Raw genomic sequence first — 19198 nt, forward strand, 5'->3', positions numbered from 1 at the left:
GGCCCACTCGGCGGAAATGAGGGCCCAGTCGGCGAAAGGTTAGCGGCGCCAGGACTCGTACGACCGAGGATCGTCGATCGGCTCCAGATGCACGACGACGACGAGGTCCTCAACCGCCTCGCGCAAGGCGGACTCGACCTCTTCGACGAGGTCGTGTCCCTGCTGCACCGACCAGTCACCGGGCACCAGCATGTGCAACTGCAGAAACCGCATATGCCCGCCGACCCGGGTGCGCACATCGTGAAAATCCACCGACCGCGACCGGAACTCGTCGAGGACCTGCTCGATCTGCTCCCGATCATCGTCGGGCAGCGACGCATCCATCAGCCCTGACGTCGAATCGACGATCAACCGGTACCCGACGAAGAGAATGTTGACCGCAACCGCAATCGCGATGACCGGATCCATCCGGTGCCAACCGGTGATGGCGACGACGGCCACGGCCACGATCACCCCCACCGTCGTGACCACGTCGGTCATCAGGTGCTTGCCGTCGGCGCTCAGCGTCGGCGATCGGTGCTTGCGGCCCGCACGGATGAGGATCCATCCCACGACGCCGTTGAGCACCGCCGCGACGACGGAGATCGCCAAACCCAGCCCGAGGGATTCCAACTCCCTCGGATGGAGGAGTCGGTCGACCGCCGAGTAGATGATCACCACCGCGGCGACGAAGATCATCGCCCCTTCGACCCCCGCGGAGAAGTACTCGGCCTTGGCGTGGCCGAAGTTGTGCGAGTCATCGGCCGGCCGCGCGGCCACCCCGAGCGCGACGAGCGCGACGATGGCCGCGACGAGGTTGACCACCGACTCCGCGGCATCGGACAGCAGGCCCACCGAACCGGTGATCCACCACGCACCCGTCTTCAGCGCGATGGTGGCGATCGCGGTCGCGATGCTCAGCCAGGCGAATCGCTGCAGTCGACTGCGGTTGGACACGACACCATTATCGCAAACCCGGGATATGACACAGATCACATCGGGATCGGCCACACTGGGAACATGCTCGATGAGATGCAAGCCGAGGCGACAGCCCTGTACGCCGACGGCGAGTTCGTATCCGCACTGGCCGAGTTCTCCGTCCTGGCGGAGATCCGCGCACGCCGAGAAGGCCCCTACTCACCCGCGTACCTGGACAACCTGCACGACTGCGTTCGCTGTACCTACGAGTTGAACCGATGGCCCGACTGCGCCGGTCTGTGCACCGAATTGCACGGCAAATATGTCCGGACCCACGGACGGGCGGAATCCGACACCGTCGACGTCGCAAAGAAATGGGCGTGGGCCCTGTTGAACCTGCACGACTATCGGTCCGCCGTTGCGCTTTACCTGCAAACCGCCGATGCCCTCTGGGAAAGCGACCCGATCACCGCACGGCGAATGCTCGGCGCACCCGCGGTGTATCGCGATACGGTCGCCCCCGCCGATTTCGCAGAATCGCTTCGCCACAGTCATGACTTGCTGGCCGCCATCGCCGATCTGAACATCGACGGGCCGACCACTCTGCGCCTCGACACAAAAGGAACCGACGCCAATCCAACCTTGACGGTGGACGGATTGGCGTCGGCCTCGTAGCCATAAGCGCCGGTTTCCCGACGCGGGGGGACTAGACCTTCTTCGGAAGGTTGAACAGCGACACGATGCTGATCACGATCAGCAGGATGCCCGAGACCCACACGAAGGTCGACAGACCCAGGTTCGGCCACGCGATCATGATGATGCCCGCGGCAATCGCGACGACACCGGAGAAGATCGCCCACCAGACCGACGAGTGACGCGAACCGGTCGTGGCACCGAACAGGTCGCCGAGTCCCTGGAAGATCCAGCCGATTCCGATGAAGACGGCGAGGAACCAGGCCCGGTAGTCGTTGTCCCAACCGTCGCTGGCCGGGTGCCACAGCACGACGATGCCGGCCCACAGGATCATCAGGCCGATGAGCCCGAGGGCGAACCGCAGGCCGCCGGAAAGGTAGGTGGCGGCAAACGACTGGTAGATACGGAACAGACCCGCGACCACCAGCGCAATGCCGAGCAGAATACCAAGGACGTTAATCGTCGCCGACGGCCAAACGAGGCAGGCAATACCGACGGCAAGCCCGACGAGGGCGGAGAAGATGACGGTGCCCCGGACGGCACCCACGACGGTTTCCGGAATTTGACGTTCGATGTCAGCAATGGTCATGAGATGAGGCTAGCCCACACCGTCCGGGGTGTCCCGATGAACAACCATTTCTTTTGGCGTGATTAGGGGCACCACATTCGCGCTGGCGGCAGGGGTGTAATAAGGAATAATGGCCAGTCCCAGTTTCTTCACCGAGGCCGACGGACACTTCGACCCCACCCGCTATGCATTGAGCATGTGGGCCCCGCGCGCACTGAACGGACCCGCGGTCTGCGCCCTGTCGGCGCGCGCGGCCGAACGTGCCGCCGACGCCGAGGGCTTCCGCCCGGCGCGGTTCACCATCGACTTGTTCCGCGCGGCGATGCAAGACCCGACGACGACGACGGCCACGCTGCTGCGCGACGGCGGGCGGGTGCGGGTCGTCGAGGTCGACGTACACCAGTATCCGAATGGCCTTGACGCCGAACCGGTCCGAGTCGCCCGCTCGACGACGGTGTTCCTCCGCGGATCGTCGAATCCGCCCGGTGAGCGGTGGACCCGGCCGGCCGGCAACTTCACCCCGCCCGCGCTGCCCGCCGACGACTATTACCCGCGCTTCGCCGCCGACGCCTGGACCGACGCCGAGGGCACCTCCATGCCCGCCGTCGAGTGGACCCGCGAGATCGGCGCGCTCCAGGGCGCGGGACGCAAGCGCCAGTGGACTTACCCGCTGCCCGTCGTTCCCGACGAGCCGGCGTCGCCCTTCGTCGGCGCTGTCACCGCGGGAGAATCGAGCAGTCTGCTGGGAAACTGGGGCACGACGGGAATCGGCCTCATCAACTGCGACCTCACCGTCGCCCTCACGCGTCTGCCGCACAGTGCGCGCGTCGGAGTCGTGTCCGACTTCCACGTCGAGGAGGATGGAGTCTCGGTGAGTCAATCGATTCTTTACGACGCCGACGGCCCCATCGGCACCGGCATGGTCACCGCGGTGAACAATGCGAAAGCCGAGATCGACTTCACCGCGGTCGACCCGGAGGAGCGCTTCCGACAGGCGTAAGACAATCATGATGTAGTCGAGTCGTTACCCTCCCACGTATCAACTTGGTAACAGACGGCTGATACCCTGCTTCCCATGTTGTCTCGCTCCACGCGCATGAAGTTGGTCGCGGTTGGCGCCGCAGCCGCCACCGCGGCGACCCTCGCCACTGCCACCGCACCCGACGCCGATGCGTTCGTCGCCGGACGCGGAACGATGGTCGCCCGGATCACCGGGCCCGGATCGATCAACGACACCGTCGGCCGCTACAACATCATCGGCACCGACCTCGGCATCCTCTGGGACAACGGGCACAAGGAGATCCTCGCCGCCTTCGGCGACACGCAGTCGTTCAACGGCTGGTCGATCCTGTACGGGCAGCTGTTCCACATCCGCTCCAACGTGCTGCTGCGCAGCCGCGACCGGGTGTTGTCCGACGGCCTGACCTTTACCGGTCATTCCGGCCGACCCGGCCACGCCAAGCGTCTGATCAAGCCGACCCGTCGCGAGATCACCATCGTCCCGACCGGCGGTATCGCGGCGAACGGCAAGCAGTACATGGGGATCCAGGCCGTCAACCTCTGGGGCGACGCGGGCCGCTGGCAGACCCGGTACGGCGCACTGGCCGTGTCCGGCAACAACGGCCGCACTTTCAAGCGCATCACCGCCTACCGCCCCAACTACAAGGGCAACCGCAAGTTCCAGCAGGTTTCGCTGATGAAGGACGGCGGCTTCGTCTACGTCTACGGCACGCCGAGCGGCCGGTACGGCGCGGTCTACCTCGCCCGCGTGCCCGAGGCGAAGATCGAGAACCTCGGCGCATACGAATACTGGTCGGTGAACCACTGGGCCAAGCGCAAGCCGTCGGCGGCCACGCCGATCATGAGCGCACCCACCGGCGAACTCTCCGTGGCCTACAACCGCTACCTCGGCCGCTACGTCTCGCTGGCGACACGCGACGGCGCGACGATGCGCACCGCACCGACCCCGCAGGGGCCGTGGACCCGCGGCCACAACATCGTGCCGGCCAACGACCCGATGGGCGGCTACGCGCCGTTCATCCACCCGTGGTCGCTCGACGGCCCGACGATGTACTTCACGTACTCCATCTGGCACGGCTACCAGGTCTACCTGATGCGCGTGAACCTCCGACGCCCGTAGCCCGCGGCTTGCGCCGATCCCCCGCCGTGGATCGCCGGCCACCCGTAGGATGGTGAGCCAGCTCACATCACCGGTCGGAGGCGCTTGTGACGAACCGTTTCCTGCACTACGGCGGCAGCAAGTACATCCTCAACCGCGAGGGCGAGGCGCGGCTCCAGCGCGTACTCGAGGCGGTATACGGCGGCGGGGTGAACCACCAGTGGTTCACCCTCTACCCGGACAGTCCGACGCCGTGCAGCCTGCTGATCGCGCCGGGGGTGCCGATGTCGGTGGAGACCGAGTTCGAAGTCGGCGACGACGCCCGCGCTCGGTGAGCGCGCCGCGCGGCCGCCTATCGTAGAACCATGCGAATCGGAGCCCACCTGCGCGAAGAAGACGACCCGTTGGCGACGGCCGAGGAGCTCGGCATCGACGTCTTCCAGATGTTCGTCACCGACCCGCAAAGCTGGAAGAAGCCACAACCGCGGGCCGACGCCGACGCCATCGCCGCGTCGCCGATCGACGTGGTGGTCCACTCCAGCTATCAGATCAACGTGGCGAGCCTGAACAACCGGCTGCGGATGCCCTCGCGCAAAGCCGTCGAGCAGCAGGCCGCGGCGGCCGCCGACCTCGGCGCCTTCGGCCTCGTCGTGCACGGTGGGCACCTGCGTGACGGCGAGGAGCGCGACCTGGGATTCGAGAACTGGCGCAAGCTGTTCGAACGCCAGGAGGACAAGGGCGGGTTCGGCGTCCCGATCCTGATCGAGAACACCGCCGGCGGGGACCACGCGATGGCCCGGACACTCGAATCGATCGAGCGCCTGTGGGAAGCCGTCGGCGACTACGAGCAGGCCGGCTTCTGTCTCGACACCTGCCACGCCTGGGCCGGCGGCGAGGACCTCGTCGGCCTGGTGGAGCGGGTTCGGGCGATCACCGGCCGGATCGACCTGGTGCACCTCAACAACTCTCGCGACGAGTTCGACTCCGGCCGCGACCGCCACGCCAACCTGGCCGACGGACACATCGACCCCGACGTGTTGGTCGGAGTGATCGAGGCGGCCGACGCACCGGTGGTACTGGAGACGCCTTCCCCTGGAATCCGCGATGACCTGGCCTTTCTCCGGGATAGGCTGTAGGTCGGGTTGGTTGATCGAGGTCACAGGGCTTCCAGTTGTCCAACTCGGTGAGCAGGAGTATTCTGACATAGTTACTGACGAGTAACTTAGCTCTCCGGGGCAAGCTCCCCGGCGACCGACACACGAAACATCGGGCCTCGCCCGACAGCCCAAGACAAAAGGAATGCACCGCCATGGGCCATTACAAGTCCAACCTGCGTGACCTGCAGTTCAACCTGTTCGAGGTTCTCAACCTGGAGAAGGTTCTCGGCGACGGCGAGTTCAGCGACCTCGACCGCGAAACCGTCAACGACATGCTCCGCGAGGTCGCGGCGCTGGCCGAGGGCCCGATCGCCGAGCCGTTCGCCGACACCGACCGCAACCCGCCGGTCTTCGACCCGGAGACCCACACGGTCGCCATTCCCGAGGGCTTCAAGAAGGCCGTCAACACCTTCCAGGAGTCGGGCTGGCAGTTCACCGGCCTGCACGAGGAGCTCGGCGGCGTGCCGGTTCCCTCCCCCCTCCGCTGGGCCATCGCCGAGCTGCTGCTCGGCGCCCAGCCCGCCGCCTTCATGTACATGGCCGGCCCGTCGTTCGCCCAGGTCTTCTACAACAACGGCACCGACGAGCAGAAGGAATGGGCCAAGGTCATCGCCGAGCGCGGCTGGGGCGCCACCATGGTCCTCACCGAGCCCGACGCCGGTTCCGACGTCGGCGCGGGCCGCACCAAGGCCGTCCAGCAGGAGGACGGCAGCTGGCACATCGACGGTGTGAAGCGCTTCATCACCTCGGCCGACTCCGACGACATGTTCGAGAACGTCTTCCACCTCGTTCTCGCCCGCCCCGAAGGGGCCGGCCCCGGCACCAAGGGCCTGTCGCTGTTCTACGTCCCGAAGACCCACTTCGACTTCGAGACCGGTGAGTTCGGCGAGCGCAACGGCGTCTTCGTCACCAACGTCGAGCACAAGATGGGCCTCAAGGCCTCGGCCACCTGTGAACTGACCTTCGGCCAGCACGGCGTACCGGCCAAGGGCTGGCTCGTCGGCGAGGTCCACAACGGCATCGCCCAGATGTTCGACGTCATCGAGCACGCCCGCATGATGGTCGGCACCAAGGCCATCTCGACGCTGTCGACCGGCTACCTCAACGCGCTCGAGTACGCCAAGCAGCGCGTCCAGGGCGCCGACCTGACCCAGATGACCGACAAGTCCGCACCGCGCGTCACCATCACGCACCATCCGGACGTGCGCCGTTCGCTGATGACCCAGAAGGCCTACGCCGAGGGGCTGCGCGCGATCTACCTGTTCACCGCCGCCCACCAGGACGACGTCACCGCCGATCTCGTCAGCGGTGCCGACAAGGACATGGCGTTCAAGGTCAACGACCTGATGCTGCCGATCGTCAAGGGCGTCGGCTCCGAGCGCGCCTACGAGAAGCTCACCGAGTCGCTGCAGACGCTGGGCGGTTCGGGCTTCCTCCAGGACTACCCGCTCGAGCAGTACATCCGCGACTCCAAGATCGACTCGCTGTACGAGGGCACCACGGCCATCCAGGCACAGGACTTCTTCTTCCGGAAGATCATCCGCGACAAGGGCCAGGCCCTCGCGCACGTCGCCGGCCAGGTCCAGGCCTTCATCAACACCGACGAGGTCGACGGCCGTCTGAAGGGCGAGCGCGCCCTGCTGAACACCGCCCTCGAGGACGTGCAGGGCATGGCGGCGACGCTGACCGGCTTCCTCATGTCGGCCCAGGAGGACCCCAAGCAGCTGTACAAGGTCGGCACCGGTTCGGTCCGCTTCCTGATGTCGGTGGGCGACCTGCTCATCGGCTGGCTGCTGCTGCGCCAGGCGGAGGTGGCCCTGGCCGCCCTCGACAACGGCGCCGAGGGCGACGACAAGGCGTTCTACGAGGGCAAGGTCGCCGTCGCGACCTTCTTCGCGAAGAACATGCTGCCGCAGCTCACCTCGACCCGCAGCATCCTCGAGAACGTCGACAACGACATCATGGAGCTCGACGAAGCCGCGTTCTGATCGGCTGAACACCGCACAGCGGCCCGCGACGACACCGTCGCGGGCCGCTGTTCTATCGGTCGGGTACCGTCGGAGCAATGACGTCGGCGCAGCATCCGCAGCGGTGGGCCTTCGGCTTCCTGCTCGCACTGCTCGCCCTCGCCCTCGGCGTCTCGGGCCTGCCGTCGCCGCTGTATCCGATCTATCAGAGCCAATGGCACCTGTCCCCGCTGACGATCACCATCGTCTTCGCCGTCTATGCGCTCGGCGCCCTGGGCTCGGCGCTCACCGTCGGACCGATCTCCGACTCCATCGGCCGCAAACCGGTCCTCATCGCCGCCCTGACCGCCATCCTCGTCGGCCTGGGCCTGTTCCTCGTCGCCGGGCAGGCGTGGCACCTGGAGATCGCCCGGTTCCTGCACGGCGCGGCGATCGGGGCGATCACCGTCGTCTCCGGCGCCGCCCTGCTCGACGTCCGGCCGCACGACGGGGCGCGCAACGGGATGCTCAGCGGCGTCGCGCTCAACGTCGGCATCGCGATCACCGCGCTGGGTTCGGCCGCCGCGGCCCAGTGGTCGTCGATCCCGCTACGACTGCCCTTTGCGATCGTCGCAGCGGTCGTCGCGGTCATGATGGTCGCGCTGCTCGTACTCGTCGAACCGCACCAAGACCGGACCGGTGAGCGTATCCGGATCGCCGCTCCGGCCGTGCCGTCCTCGATCCGGGCCGACTTCTCCTTCTCCGGAATCGGCATCTTCACGTCGTGGTCGGTGCTCGGCGTCTTCCTCAGCCTCTACCCGGCACTGACCCAGCGGGCCACCGGACACACCTCGGTCATGTTCGTGGGCGTCGTGATCTCGGCGATGGCGGCGGCCTCGGCGCTGTCGCAGTGGTTGAGCGGCCGCTTCAACCCGCGGAGCACCGCCATCGTGGGGAACCTGGGGATGATCGTCGCACTCGGCTGCGCCGTCTGGGCCCTGGACACCGGGGCAACCTGGTTCATCATCGCCGACTCCGTCGTCCTCGGCGCCGCCTTCGGACTCGCCTTCGGCGGATCGCTGCGCCACCTCAACCAGGTCACCCCCGCCGACGCGCGCGGCGCCGTGATGAGCGCCTACTACCTGCTCGGCTACCTGGCGATGGCGATCCCGACCATCACCGCGGGTGCCCTGGCCTCCCGCTTCGGCACCGAGGCGATCTTTCCGTGGTTCGTGCTCGTGGTGGCGCTGGCCGCGCTGGGCGCAGCCGTCATCGGTCTCCGCGGCGTGCGCGACCGGCCCGTCGTGATCACCGAGGTATCGCCGCCCTGCGGCGTCAGTGGGTGAACTGCGGTGTGGTCTTGCCGTCGCGCGGCATCGGACCGTCCAACGAGTCAAGGAATGCCACCTGGCTCGTGATCTCCTCGAGCAACTGGTCGGCCAGGTCGCGGCTCAACCCGTTGCGCACCACGATCCGCTGGACCGTCAGCCCTGACAGGTCGTCGGGCATCGGGTAGGCCGGCACCAGCCACCCGCGCAACCGCAGCCGGTCGGCCAGGTCGTAGAGCGTCCAGTTCTTACTCGCCCCGTCCTTGAGGTACCAGGCGAACACCGGGATGTCCGACCCGTCGTTCCACAACTCGAACGGCGCCATCGCGGCGATCCCCGACGCGAGATGCTGCGCCACGTCGAGGCAGGACTGCTGCACCCGCTGATAGCCGTCGGCACCCAACCGCAGGAACAGGTAGTACTGCAACAACACCTGCGCCCCGGGCCGGGAGAAGTTCAGCGCCAGCGTCGGCATGTCGCCGCCGAGGTAGCTGACGTAGAAGACCAGGTCGTCGGGCAACACCGTCTTGTCGCGCCACACCACCCAGCCCAGGCCCGGGTACACCAACCCGTACTTGTGTCCGGAGGTGTTGATCGAGACCACCCGGTCGACGCGGAAGTCCCACTCCAGCTCGGGCTGGCAGAACGGGGCGATGAAGCCGCCCGACGCCCCGTCGACGTGGATCGGGATGTCCAGCCCGGTGTCACGCTCGATCTCGTCGAGTTTGGCGGCGATCTTCTTCACCGGCTCGTACATCCCGGTGTAGGTGACGCCCATGATCGCGACGACCCCGATGGTGTTCTCGTCGATGTACTTCTCCAACTCGAAGCCGTCGAGCACCTTGTGTTCGTGGCTGATCGGGACGAAGCGGGGCTCGACGTCGAAGTAGTTGCAGAACTTCTCCCAACACACCTGAACCGCGCTGGAGAGCACCAGGTTCGGCTTGTCGACGGGTTTGCCGGCGGCCGTGCGCGCATGGCGCCAACGCCGCTTCATCGCCAGCCCGCCGAGCATGGCCGCCTCCGACGAGCCGATCGTCGACGTGCCGATCGTGGCGTCGGGATCGGGCGCGTGCCAGAGGTCGGCGATCATGGTGGCGCACTGCGATTCGATCTCCGCGGTCGCCGGGTACTCGTCCTTGTCGACCATGTTCTTGTCGAAGGCCTCGGTGTAGAGCCTGACCGCCTCGTCGTCCATCCACGTGCCGACGAAGGTCGCCAGGTTCAATCGCGCGTTGCCGTCGAGCATCGCCCGGTCGTGCACCACCTGATACGCCGTCGACGGCAGGCTCTCCTCCTGCGGGAAGCGGTCCTTCGGGTACGAGGTCGCCTCCCCCGGCCGCACGAACACCGGGTTGATGCTCAACTTGTCGCCGCCGTCGTCACCCTGCATTGCCATGTGCGTCACACCTTTTCGCCGATCGGATTACCGCCCACCGTACTGAAGCGAGCCACCGGCACGGTATCAATCCGGACAACAAAGCGCCCCCGTGCGCGACGGGCGCGCACGGGGGCGGTGATCGATCGGGTGGGACCGCCTACTTCGGTGGCATCCGGATGCCGCCGTCGACGCGAACGACCTCGGCGTTCATGTAGGAGTTGGTGATCAGCTCCTCGACCATCGAGGCCAGCTCGTCGGGCACGCCGAGACGCTTCGGGAACAGGACGCTCTCACCGAGCTTGGCCTTGAACGCCTCCGACTCGGGCCCCTCGCCGTAGATCGGGGTGTCGATCAGCCCGGGGGCGATGCAGTTGACGCGCACGCCCACGGCCGACAGGTCGCGTGCCACCGGCAGGGTCATGCCGACGACGCCGCCCTTCGACGACGAGTAGGCGGCTTGGCCGATCTGGCCGTCGAAGGCCGCAACGCTGGCCAGGTTGACGATCGCACCGCGCTCGCCGTTCTCGTTGGGCTCGTTGCGGCTCATCGCGGTCGCGGCCAGGCGCACGACGTCGAAGGTGCCGACCAGGTTGATGGCGATGACCTTCTTGTACAGGTCCAGGTTGTGGGCGGAGTCGAACTCACCGTCCTTGCCGATGGTGCGCTGCGCCCAGCCGATGCCGGCCGAGTTCACCACCGCGCGCAGCGGGCCGAGCTCGACGGCGGCGTTGATCGCCGCCTTGATCTGCTCGGTGTCGGTGACGTCGACGGTGACGAAGGTGCCGCCGATCTCCGACGCGATCTTCTCACCGTCCTCGGCCTTCAGGTCGGCGATGACGACCTTGGCGCCCTGCGCGGCGAGGCGACGGGCAGAGGCCGCGCCGATACCGGACGCACCACCGGTGACGATTGCACTTGCTCCCTTGATATCCATACCGCCGAGGATACGAGAACCGTGTGATTCAGGTAACCCTCGGGGTCGGATACCGGCCTACTTGCAAGTGACGTTGGGTTCCGGGTCGTACTTGACCGTCCGGGTATGGCGCGAGATGACTTTTCCCGTCTTGGCGTCGGTGACGATGCGGGTGTTCGACGTCGTGAACCCGCGGCTGCCGTTGGACGGCAGGCAGTTCTCGCCCTTGGGCAGCACCAGCTTCGGCGGATCGGTGTACGAGTGCCGGGTACCAGTGACCGACTCGACGTTCGTCGTCTTGGTGCTCCACATCCGCACCGAGACCGCCGACGACGACCACGACGTCTCGATGTAGATGCCGAAGGGGGTGTTGTTGCGGAACACCAGGTCGATCGCCCCCTCGAACACGGTCGCTTCGCGCGCCTCGGGGTATCGCGAGATGTAGTAGCTGTGCTCGGTGTGGGTGATGTCCTCGAGCCCGGCGAAGTAGGCCGCGTTGTAGAGGGTGGTCGCGAACTGCGAGATGCCGCCGCCGACCGCCTTCGACGCGTGCCCGTGGTCGATGATCGTCGACGACACATAGCCCTGCGCCTCGCCGCGCGGACCGGTGAAGTTGTTGAGCGAGAACTTGTTTCCCGGCTTCACCAGCGCGCCGTCGACCGCGTTCGCGACGCGGCGGATGTTCTCGCCGGAGGTCTGGGAGAACCCCGACGTGGAGAATTCGCTGACCACTTCCCGGACCCCCAGCTTGCGGGCGGCCTCGGTCGTCAGGCGTGGCTTGTTCTCCCGGTACGCGACATCGGCGGCGCGTTCGGCGCCCGTCACGGTCGACGCCACCGTCGAGGCCGTGGCCGGCCAGTCGACGGTGAATCCGGAATTGCCCGGCACCACGGTGGGCCGTCCGCCGCGCATGGTGAAGGTCGCGCTCTTGGGCTTGGACTGGGTTTGGCCCAACTCCGCCAACGCGGCTTTGAGCTTGTCGTCGTCGACCTGCGGGGCGAGCCCGCCCTTGCCGTCCGGGCCGAATGTGACGAGCGGTGCGAACCGGCTGGGCGGGAGTTCGAGCGTCTTGCCGCGCGCCTTGAGCGTGATCGGCTTGGCGACGGCCGCCCGGGCCGGGCCGTCGAGTGTCGCGGTGACCTTCGCCGCGGTGACCGTCGGATAGAACTGCTCCATCGGGAACAGGATCTCGTCACCGTCGAGCCAGTGCGCGGCGATCAACTCCGCCGCCCGGTCGCGATTGATCCGCAGCCCGCTGGCCGGCATGTCCGGGTGGGCGGTCACCCGATCCCCGTCGACGGTGTAGTGCACCCCGCCCTCCACGGCGGCCTTCTCCAGCGTCTTGCGCTCCGAGTCGAGCGCCTTGTCGAACTTGGTGCGGTCCACGGTGACGACCGGGCGGACGTGGCGCTTCACCCCGAACACGGCCAGGAACCGGGTCAGCGGGTTGTGTGGTTGCTCCATCGCCCGGTTGATCGTGCGCCCCTCGTCGAAGGAGAGGCCGAGTTGCTCGGCGGTGAACTGCGCGTGCCCCGACGAGGTACGCACCCGCACCGGCGCGGCGATGACTTGGCGGAGGTCGTCGAGCCCCTTGTCGACGTCGACGCGGACCTTGTTGCTGAGCGGCAGATCGGCGACCGTCGTGCCGCGGGCGGTGCGGCCGTGTGTGGCCCACGCATCGGCTCCGGTGACCGCGCTGAAAACCAACAGGGACGCCGCAGCCACTCGGCCAGTGGTGGCCAAGCGTCGTCGTCGGCGGTTGGTGGGGGCGGACATCAGGACCAAATGTACTGGGTAACCCCGGTGATCGCCTGCTGGCGGCATCGAACTGACCAAAAGGATAGGCCCGATTGAACTGCCGGTCGGGGGGTCATGCAGTTCAATCGGGCCATCCTGGATATCGATGGGCGCCCGCAGGGCGTTACACCGCGATCAGCCCTCGATGATCGCCGTGACGCCCTGGCCGCCGGCGGCACAGATCGAAACGAGGGCGCGGCCACCACCGTTTTCCTTGATCTGCTTGGCGGCCTGCGCGACGATTCGACCGCCGGTAGCGGCGAACGGATGCCCCGCTGCCAGCGACGATCCGTTGACATTCAGCTTGTTCCGGTCGATGGAACCCAGCGCCTTGGACAGGCCCAGGCGCTCGGTGCAGTACTCCTCGGACTCCCACGCGGCCAGTGTGGCCAACACCACAGAAGCGAAGGCCTCGTGGATCTCGTAGAAGTCGAAGTCCTGCAGGGTCAGGCCGTTGCGCTCGAGCAGCCGCGGCACCGCGTAGGTCGGGGCCATCAGCAGGCCGTCGGGGCCGTTGACGTAGTCGACCGCCGCCGTCTCGCTGTCGACGAAGTAGGCCAAGACCGGCAGGCCCTTCTCCGCCGCCCACTCCTCCGAGGAGAGCAGCACCGCCGACGCGCCGTCGGACAGCGGAGTCGAGTTGCCCGCGGTCATCGTCGCGTCGCCGAGGGAGACGCCGAACACCGGCTTGAGGGTGGCCAGCTTCTCCACCGACGAGTTGGGGCGCAGGTTTTCGTCGCGGGTCAGGCCGCGGTACGGGGTGACCAGGTCGTCGAAGAAGCCGCTGTCGTAGGCCTTGCCCATCTTCTGGTGGCTCGCAGCGGCCAGCTTGTCCTGGTCTTCGCGCTTGATGCCGAACTCCTTGGCGGTGATGGCGGCGTGCTCGCCCATCGACAGCCCGGTGCGCGGCTCCCCGTTGCGGGGGATTTCGATGCCCAGCTTGGTCGCCAGGGCCAAGGCGGCCTTGATCCGGTCACCGGTGCTGCGGGCCCGGTTGACCTCGAGCATCTGGCGGCGCATCGCCTCGGAGACACCGATCGGCGCATCCGAGGTGGTGTCGACGCCACCGCCGATGGCGACGTCGTAACGGCCCGAGGCGATGCCGTCGGAGACCGCGGTGATGGCCTGCAGACCGGTGCCACACGCCTGCTGCACGTCGAAGGCCGGCGTGTAGGGCGACAGCTCCGAGCCGAGCACCGACTCACGGATCAGGTTGAAGTCGCGCGAGTGCTTCAGCACGGCGCCGCCGGCGACCATGCCCAGCTGCTCACCCTGCAGGTTGAAGCGGCTCACCAGTCCCGAGAGGACGGCGGTGAACATCTCCTGGTTGCTGGCCGTCGCATAGGCCTTGTCCTGGCGCGCGAACGGAATGCGGTTGCCGCCGAGGATCGCGACCTTGCGCTTCGGGGCGGTGGCGAACGCGCTCACCGAACCGCTGGCGGCCTTCGGTGCCGCCTTCTTGGCAGCGGCCTTGCGGGCGGGGGCGGCCTTCTTCGCCGGATTGCTGGGGGTGGTGGCCATTGGCTCTTCCTACTCCTGAGTGGTTGGCGTACTTCTCGTAGAGTATTCTTACTCCCGAGTAAGTTGCTTGTCGACTCGGGTCGAGCCGACCGCAACCCAACGTCGCGAAAACCACACAACTCTCAAAGGAGTAATCCGTGTCCGGTAAAGCCAACAAGGACCTCTACTCGGCCTTCGTCACCTCCGGCCCTGGCTCGTTCATCGCCAGCCGCGTCGGCCTGCCGCAGCCGCCGACCCTGCGCCGCTACTCCGCGTCGCAGGCACCGCTCGGCGGCCCGGTCATCCTGGGCGGCGAGGGCCGCCTCGTCGAGCCGCTGCGCGAGATCCTGACCGCAGCCGACGGCTACGACCTGATCAGCAACAACACCACCGGCCGCGGGGCCGACAAGCTCGGTGCCGCCGTCTTCGACGCGACCGGCATCACCGACCCGGCCGGCCTGCAGCAGCTGTTCGAGTTCTTCGGTCCGGTCATGCGGTCGACGGGCAACTCGGCGCGCTACGTCGTGTTCGGCACCCACCCCGAGCTGTGCCGCAAGCCCGACGAGCAGGTCGCCCAGCGCGCCCTCGAGGGCTTCACCCGGTCGCTGGGCAAGGAACTGCGCAACGGTGCCACCGCCCAGCTGGTCTACGTGCACCCGAAGGCCAAGACCGGCCTGTCCGGCGTCGAGTCGACCCTGCGCTTCCTGCTGTCGGGCAAGTCGGCCTACGTCGACGCCCAGGTCATCCGCATCGGCGAGGACGACGCCACCGCTCCCGAGGACTGGGACAAGCCGCTGGCCGGCCGCGTCGCCCTCGTCACCGGCGCCGCCCGCGGCATCGGTGCGACCATCGCCGAGGTCCTGGCCCGCGACGGAGCCCACGTCATCGCCGCCGACATCCCGGCCGCCGGTGAGGCGCTGAGCGAGACCGCGAACAAGGTCAAGGGCACCGCCCTGCCGCTCGACGTCACCGCCGAGGACGCCGCCCAGACCATCGCCGAGCACGTTCTCGAGCGCCACGGCGGACTGGACATCATCGTCAACAACGCGGGCATCACCCGCGACAAGCTGCTCGCCAACATGGACGAGGCCCGCTGGAACGCCGTCATCGGCGTGAACCTGCTGGCCCCGCAGCGCCTCGTCGACGGCCTGGTGAAGGCCAAGGCGCTGCGCAAGGGCGGCGCGGTGATCGACGTGTCGTCGATCGCCGGTATCGCGGGCAACCGCGGCCAGACCAACTACGGCACCTCCAAGGCCGGTGTCATCGGCCTCGTCGACGCCTACGCCCCGATCCTGGCCAAGGAGGGCGTCACCATCAACGCCGTCGCTCCGGGCTTCATCGAGACCGCCATGACCGCGGCCATCCCGCTGGCCACCCGCGAGGTCGGCCGTCGCATGAACTCGCTGCAGCAGGGCGGGCAGACCGTCGACGTCGCCGAGACCGTCGCCTGGTACGCCAACCCGGCGTCGAGCTCGGTGACCGGCAACGTCGTCCGCGTCTGCGGTCAGAGCCTGCTGGGTGCGTGATGGGCAAGGTCATCACTCTCGACGCAGTGCCGTCGAACCTCGACCTGTACGCGCGCGCCGCGGGCGCCCTGCTGCCCGTGGTCGGGAAGTCGGGTCCGGCACGGGCCGACGCGCCCGTCCCGGACACGGTCTACCGGTTGACGCTCGGCCCGGCCGAGCTGAACCGCGTGCAGGAGTACTGCCGCACGACCGGAATGCAGCTGGGTGACACCCTGCCGCTGACCTACCCGTTCGTGCTGCAGTTCCCGCTCGTCATGAAGCTCATGACCAGCCGCGAGTTCCCGTTCGGTGCCGTCGGATCGGTGCATGCGCTGAACCGCATCCGCCGCTTCCGCCCCATCTCGGTCAACGAGCACCTCACGATCAGCACGCAGGCGGGGAATCTCCGCGAGCACCGCAAGGGGCTGTTGATCGACGTCACGTCGACGTTCGAGGTGGGCGGCGAGCTGGTCTACGAGCAGGTCGGCACCTTCCTTTCGCAGCAGCGGACCAGTCTGTCCGGCGAGCCGAGCGGACCGGTCCCCAAGGAGGGCACTCCGCCCCCGCCGGACGCGGTGCTGTCGGTGAACCTCGGCCAGATCCGCAACTACGCGTCGGCGTCGGGCGACCGGAACCCGATTCACATGGGGAATCTGCCCGCCAAGGCGTTCGGCTTCCCGCGCGCGATCGCGCACGGCATGTGGAGCGCGGCGGCCGCGGTCGCCAACGTCGAGCGCCAACTGCCCGACGCGGTCGAGTACCAGGTCCGCTTCGGCAAGCCGATCCTGTTGCCGGCGAAGGTGAACCTGTACACGAAGCCGGCCGGCGGCCGGGGCGACTACGACATCTCGCTCCTCGACCGCAAGAAGGGCTTCCCGCACCTCACCGGGTCGACGCGCCAGATCTCGTAGGTGTCTCCGAGTGGGCGTCTCCCACGCGAGAACATCGAACCCCGCACCTGCGCTGGACGAGTCCAGAGTGGTGCGGGGTTCGTTCGTCTCCGCCGACTGGGCCCTCGATCCCGTCGACTGGGCCCTCAATCCCGCCGAGTGGGCCCTCGATCTCGTCGAGTGGGCCCCGGCTTTCCGATGATCAGGCTTCTGCCGGCGCGTCGATATGCACGCCAACGCCCTTCAAACCGCGCCAGGTGATTCCGACGAGGAGGTCGGTGGCGGTCTCAAGCGACACGTCGCCATGACTGATCCGATCGCCGACGGCCTCGCCCGCTCCGACCAGAGCCACAGCGGTCAACTCGAAATCGACTTCCGTCGCGCCTTCAACTGTCGTGCCTTGCTTGATCAGCGCTGCAACCATCTCAATGACCCGACGACGACTCTGGACCACGAGATCGGCGAAAGTCGCGGTCCCGACGGCGACGCTGTAGAGCACCTGCCACGATTGGGCATTCTCGTGGACGAATTTCAGGAACTCACGCACGACGGTGCGAGTTTGCTCCCGTGGGCTGAGTGCAGGATTGAATCCAATCGACATGGCGTCGATGAACTTCGCGGATTCACGCGCGATGCAGGCGCTGAACAACTCGTCCTTCGAGCCGTAGTAGAGATAGAGCATCGGTTTGCTGATCTTCGCTTCCGCGGCGATCGCATCCATCGACGCATCGCTGTACCCGTTTGCGGCAAACACCTTCACCGCGGCGTCGAGCATCTGCTGCTCGCGCACCGCGCGCGGTAACCGCTTTGTCCCACCGGCCAACGTCGTCAACTCCCGTCACAAGTTAATACGACTCTACCGCACTTGTTACCGATCAGTAAGTTTGTCTGAGGGTCCAGTCGGCGGGATTGAGGGCCCACTCGACGAGATCGAGGGCCCAGTTGACGAGATTGAGGGCCCACTCGGCGGGATTGAGGGCTCAGTCGGCGGGATTGAGGGCTCAGTCGGCGAGATTGAGGGCCCACTCGACGAGATCGAGGGCCCACTCGACGGGTTAGCAGCGCTTGAGCTTCTTCGCCCGCAGGATCCGGGTGACGGCGGCATCGACATGCGTCATCGACAGCTTCCCGTCGGCGACCGACTTCTCCAAGGCGTCCAGCACGGCGGTCACCTTGTCGGTGGTCAACCACAGCGCGATATCCGAACCCGCGGCCAACGCCATCGGCGCGGCCTGCTCGATCGGGTACTTCTCGGTGATCGCCGCCATGCCCGACAGGTCGTCGGAGAAGATCACACCGCGAAACGCCGGGCCGTTGTAACCCCGCCCGGTGCGCAGCATCTGGATCGCCTTGGGATTGACACTCGCCGGCAGTTCGTTGCCGGTCAGCCCGGGAACGATCAGATGGCCGGCCATCGCGGCGACACCGGGCATCTTCAACAGCGTGCGGAACGGCACCAGGTCGTTGGTGACCAGGTCCGACAGCGGCGGCGTGCGCACGGTTCCCGTGTGCGAATCCCCCGACCCGTGGCCGTGCCCCGGGAAGTGCTTGAAGACCGGCATGATGCCCGCGTCGCGCAGCCCCGCGGCGAACGCACGCCCATATTTGGTGACGGTGACCGGATCACTCGAGAAGGACCGGTCGCCGATGACGGTGTCATCCCCCTGGTCGCTGACATCGATGACCGGCGCGAAATCGACCGTGATGCCCAGCGCCCGCAACTGCTTGCCGATCCCGAACGCCAGCTGCCGCACCTGCGCGGGCGTCTTCGTCTTGGCCAGCTCGCGTGGCGCCGGCGAGTCGATGCCGAGGGACTTCAGTCGGGAAACGCGGCCACCCTCCTGGTCGACCGACACCATGACCGGCACCCGCCCGGTGGACAGGGTTTTCGCCGCACCCGAGGTCAGGATCGTCTTATCGGTCCAACTCCCGACGAAGATGCCGCCGATCCGCTCCTTGTGCACGACGGCGCGCGCATCGGCGGCGTCCTTCACCCCGACCATCAGCATTTGCGCGAGCTTGCGGCGGGTGGTCATTGCGGCGAGTTCGGTGCTGATGCACCCGGGTGCCGCGGCGACCGCCGACGACGACGGGGGCGCCGACGAGGTCGGCGACGATGCCGACGGGGAGGAAGCGGAACTGTCGGTCGCTGCGGGTTCCGACGTCGAACAGGCCCCCATCACCAGGGCGCCGACTGTGACGGCGGAAACAAACCCGAGCGTTCTGCGCGTATGCATGCAGTCGAGTCTCACATGTCGATGGTAGTTTCGAGGCCATGCTCAACTACCGCCTGGTCGCCGGAGCTGTCGCCGCAGCCATCGGCATCCTCGTCGGTGTTCTCGGAATCTTCGCGGCCGCACTGATCGCCACCAGCTCCAGTCCCGCGACCGACGCCAATCGCGTGAACCCCAACGACGGCTTCGTCCCCGGCAGCGTCGACTACGGTTCCCGCGGCGACGGCGGAGCCGCCAACTGAGCACCGCTCACCGCCTGACCCGCCGCGG

General features: G+C 67.2%; 18 protein-coding genes. 10 read left to right on the forward strand and 8 right to left on the reverse strand.

Features of this window, described 5'->3' with window-relative positions; all coding sequences use genetic code 11:
- Window positions 1–39: 39 nt before the first annotated feature.
- The gene (locus nbrcactino_RS16470) at window positions 40–936 is read right to left on the reverse strand and encodes a cation diffusion facilitator family transporter (RefSeq protein WP_161928551.1); all 897 of its coding nucleotides are present in this window, start codon (window positions 934–936) and stop codon (window positions 40–42) included.
- 63 nt (window positions 937–999) lie between these two features.
- Between nbrcactino_RS16470 and nbrcactino_RS16475 the strand changes: the two genes are divergently transcribed.
- On the forward strand, window positions 1000–1572 hold the full coding sequence (locus tag nbrcactino_RS16475; protein WP_161928552.1) for a hypothetical protein: 573 nt from the start codon (window positions 1000–1002) through the stop codon (window positions 1570–1572).
- A 31-nt stretch (window positions 1573–1603) separates the two neighbouring features.
- Here the strand turns inward: nbrcactino_RS16475 and nbrcactino_RS16480 are convergent, their stop codons facing one another.
- On the reverse strand, window positions 1604–2179 hold the full coding sequence (locus nbrcactino_RS16480) for an HdeD family acid-resistance protein (protein ID WP_161928553.1): 576 nt from the start codon (window positions 2177–2179) through the stop codon (window positions 1604–1606).
- 109 nt (window positions 2180–2288) lie between these two features.
- Between nbrcactino_RS16480 and nbrcactino_RS16485 the strand changes: the two genes are divergently transcribed.
- The 6 genes from nbrcactino_RS16485 to nbrcactino_RS16510 all read left to right on the forward strand — a co-directional run bounded on the left by nbrcactino_RS16485 (window position 2289) and on the right by nbrcactino_RS16510 (window position 8726).
- Entirely contained in the window at window positions 2289–3158 is an 870-nt protein-coding gene (locus tag nbrcactino_RS16485; protein ID WP_161928554.1) for an acyl-CoA thioesterase domain-containing protein, read from the forward strand.
- A gap of 75 nt (window positions 3159–3233) precedes the next feature.
- The gene (locus nbrcactino_RS16490; RefSeq protein ID WP_161928555.1) at window positions 3234–4298 is read left to right on the forward strand and encodes a glycoside hydrolase family 183 protein; all 1065 of its coding nucleotides are present in this window, start codon (window positions 3234–3236) and stop codon (window positions 4296–4298) included.
- Window positions 4299–4384: 86 nt separating this feature from the next.
- The gene (locus tag nbrcactino_RS16495; RefSeq protein ID WP_161928556.1) at window positions 4385–4612 is read left to right on the forward strand and encodes a hypothetical protein; all 228 of its coding nucleotides are present in this window, start codon (window positions 4385–4387) and stop codon (window positions 4610–4612) included.
- Window positions 4613–4642: 30 nt separating this feature from the next.
- Window positions 4643–5413, forward strand: a complete 771-nt coding sequence (locus nbrcactino_RS16500) for a deoxyribonuclease IV (protein WP_161928557.1) — start codon at window positions 4643–4645, stop codon at window positions 5411–5413.
- Between the two features lie 173 nt (window positions 5414–5586).
- Window positions 5587–7422, forward strand: a complete 1836-nt coding sequence (locus nbrcactino_RS16505; protein WP_161928558.1) for an acyl-CoA dehydrogenase — start codon at window positions 5587–5589, stop codon at window positions 7420–7422.
- Window positions 7423–7499: 77 nt separating this feature from the next.
- Entirely contained in the window at window positions 7500–8726 is a 1227-nt protein-coding gene (locus tag nbrcactino_RS16510) for an MFS transporter (protein ID WP_161928559.1), read from the forward strand.
- On the opposite strand, the gene gad is transcribed toward nbrcactino_RS16510, so the two are convergent.
- The 4 genes from gad to nbrcactino_RS16530 all read right to left on the reverse strand — a co-directional run bounded on the left by gad (window position 8716) and on the right by nbrcactino_RS16530 (window position 14320).
- Window positions 8716–10107, reverse strand: a complete 1392-nt coding sequence (gene gad, locus nbrcactino_RS16515) for a glutamate decarboxylase (RefSeq protein WP_161928560.1) — start codon at window positions 10105–10107, stop codon at window positions 8716–8718. The two genes, nbrcactino_RS16510 and gad, sit on opposite strands and share 11 nt — an antisense overlap.
- 139 nt (window positions 10108–10246) lie before the next feature.
- A complete protein-coding gene (locus nbrcactino_RS16520; RefSeq protein ID WP_161928561.1) occupies window positions 10247–11023 on the reverse strand; it encodes an SDR family NAD(P)-dependent oxidoreductase in 777 nt (258 codons plus the stop codon).
- 57 nt (window positions 11024–11080) lie between these two features.
- Window positions 11081–12778, reverse strand: a complete 1698-nt coding sequence (locus nbrcactino_RS16525) for a VanW family protein (protein WP_161928562.1) — start codon at window positions 12776–12778, stop codon at window positions 11081–11083.
- A gap of 156 nt (window positions 12779–12934) precedes the next feature.
- Complete coding sequence (locus tag nbrcactino_RS16530; protein WP_228460986.1) at window positions 12935–14320, reverse strand: acetyl-CoA C-acetyltransferase; 1386 nt, start codon at window positions 14318–14320, stop codon at window positions 12935–12937.
- 137 nt (window positions 14321–14457) lie between these two features.
- Here nbrcactino_RS16530 and nbrcactino_RS16535 point away from each other — a divergent pair, with 137 nt between their 5' ends.
- A complete protein-coding gene (locus nbrcactino_RS16535) occupies window positions 14458–15825 on the forward strand; it encodes a 3-oxoacyl-ACP reductase (protein WP_161928563.1) in 1368 nt (455 codons plus the stop codon).
- On the forward strand, window positions 15825–16715 hold the full coding sequence (locus nbrcactino_RS16540; protein WP_161928564.1) for a MaoC/PaaZ C-terminal domain-containing protein: 891 nt from the start codon (window positions 15825–15827) through the stop codon (window positions 16713–16715). The genes nbrcactino_RS16535 and nbrcactino_RS16540 overlap by 1 nt, the downstream gene beginning before the upstream one ends.
- Before the next feature lie 181 nt (window positions 16716–16896).
- On the opposite strand, the gene nbrcactino_RS16545 is transcribed toward nbrcactino_RS16540, so the two are convergent.
- Window positions 16897–17517 carry a TetR/AcrR family transcriptional regulator gene (locus nbrcactino_RS16545; protein ID WP_161928593.1) on the reverse strand — a complete coding sequence of 207 codons (621 nt, stop codon included), beginning with the start codon at window positions 17515–17517 and terminating at the stop codon, window positions 16897–16899.
- 232 nt (window positions 17518–17749) lie between these two features.
- A complete protein-coding gene (locus nbrcactino_RS16550; RefSeq protein WP_161928565.1) occupies window positions 17750–18931 on the reverse strand; it encodes a glycoside hydrolase family 3 N-terminal domain-containing protein in 1182 nt (393 codons plus the stop codon).
- Between the two features lie 38 nt (window positions 18932–18969).
- On the opposite strand from nbrcactino_RS16550, the gene nbrcactino_RS16555 reads away from it, so the two are divergent.
- Window positions 18970–19170, forward strand: a complete 201-nt coding sequence (locus nbrcactino_RS16555) for a DUF2613 family protein (RefSeq protein WP_161928566.1) — start codon at window positions 18970–18972, stop codon at window positions 19168–19170.
- Window positions 19171–19198 lie beyond the last annotated feature (28 nt).

This window comes from Gordonia crocea, from assembly GCF_009932435.1.
In the GTDB taxonomy this organism is placed as follows: Bacteria; Actinomycetota; Actinomycetes; order Mycobacteriales; family Mycobacteriaceae; genus Gordonia; species Gordonia crocea.

Coding starts and splice junctions, on each gene's coding strand:
- nbrcactino_RS16500 (WP_161928557.1), top strand. CDS start 4,643: ATGCGAATCGGAGCCCACCTGCGCGAAGAAGACGACCCGTTGGCGACG.
- nbrcactino_RS16485 (WP_161928554.1), top strand. CDS start 2,289: ATGGCCAGTCCCAGTTTCTTCACCGAGGCCGACGGACACTTCGACCCC.
- nbrcactino_RS16555 (WP_161928566.1), top strand. CDS start 18,970: ATGCTCAACTACCGCCTGGTCGCCGGAGCTGTCGCCGCAGCCATCGGC.
- nbrcactino_RS16520 (WP_161928561.1), bottom strand. CDS start 11,023: ATGGATATCAAGGGAGCAAGTGCAATCGTCACCGGTGGTGCGTCCGGT.
- nbrcactino_RS16530 (WP_228460986.1), bottom strand. CDS start 14,320: ATGGCCACCACCCCCAGCAATCCGGCGAAGAAGGCCGCCCCCGCCCGC.
- nbrcactino_RS16525 (WP_161928562.1), bottom strand. CDS start 12,778: ATGTCCGCCCCCACCAACCGCCGACGACGACGCTTGGCCACCACTGGC.
- nbrcactino_RS16505 (WP_161928558.1), top strand. CDS start 5,587: ATGGGCCATTACAAGTCCAACCTGCGTGACCTGCAGTTCAACCTGTTC.
- nbrcactino_RS16490 (WP_161928555.1), top strand. CDS start 3,234: ATGTTGTCTCGCTCCACGCGCATGAAGTTGGTCGCGGTTGGCGCCGCA.
- nbrcactino_RS16540 (WP_161928564.1), top strand. CDS start 15,825: ATGGGCAAGGTCATCACTCTCGACGCAGTGCCGTCGAACCTCGACCTG.
- gad (WP_161928560.1), bottom strand. CDS start 10,107: ATGGCAATGCAGGGTGACGACGGCGGCGACAAGTTGAGCATCAACCCG.
- nbrcactino_RS16475 (WP_161928552.1), top strand. CDS start 1,000: ATGCTCGATGAGATGCAAGCCGAGGCGACAGCCCTGTACGCCGACGGC.
- nbrcactino_RS16480 (WP_161928553.1), bottom strand. CDS start 2,179: ATGACCATTGCTGACATCGAACGTCAAATTCCGGAAACCGTCGTGGGT.
- nbrcactino_RS16550 (WP_161928565.1), bottom strand. CDS start 18,931: ATGCATACGCGCAGAACGCTCGGGTTTGTTTCCGCCGTCACAGTCGGC.
- nbrcactino_RS16510 (WP_161928559.1), top strand. CDS start 7,500: ATGACGTCGGCGCAGCATCCGCAGCGGTGGGCCTTCGGCTTCCTGCTC.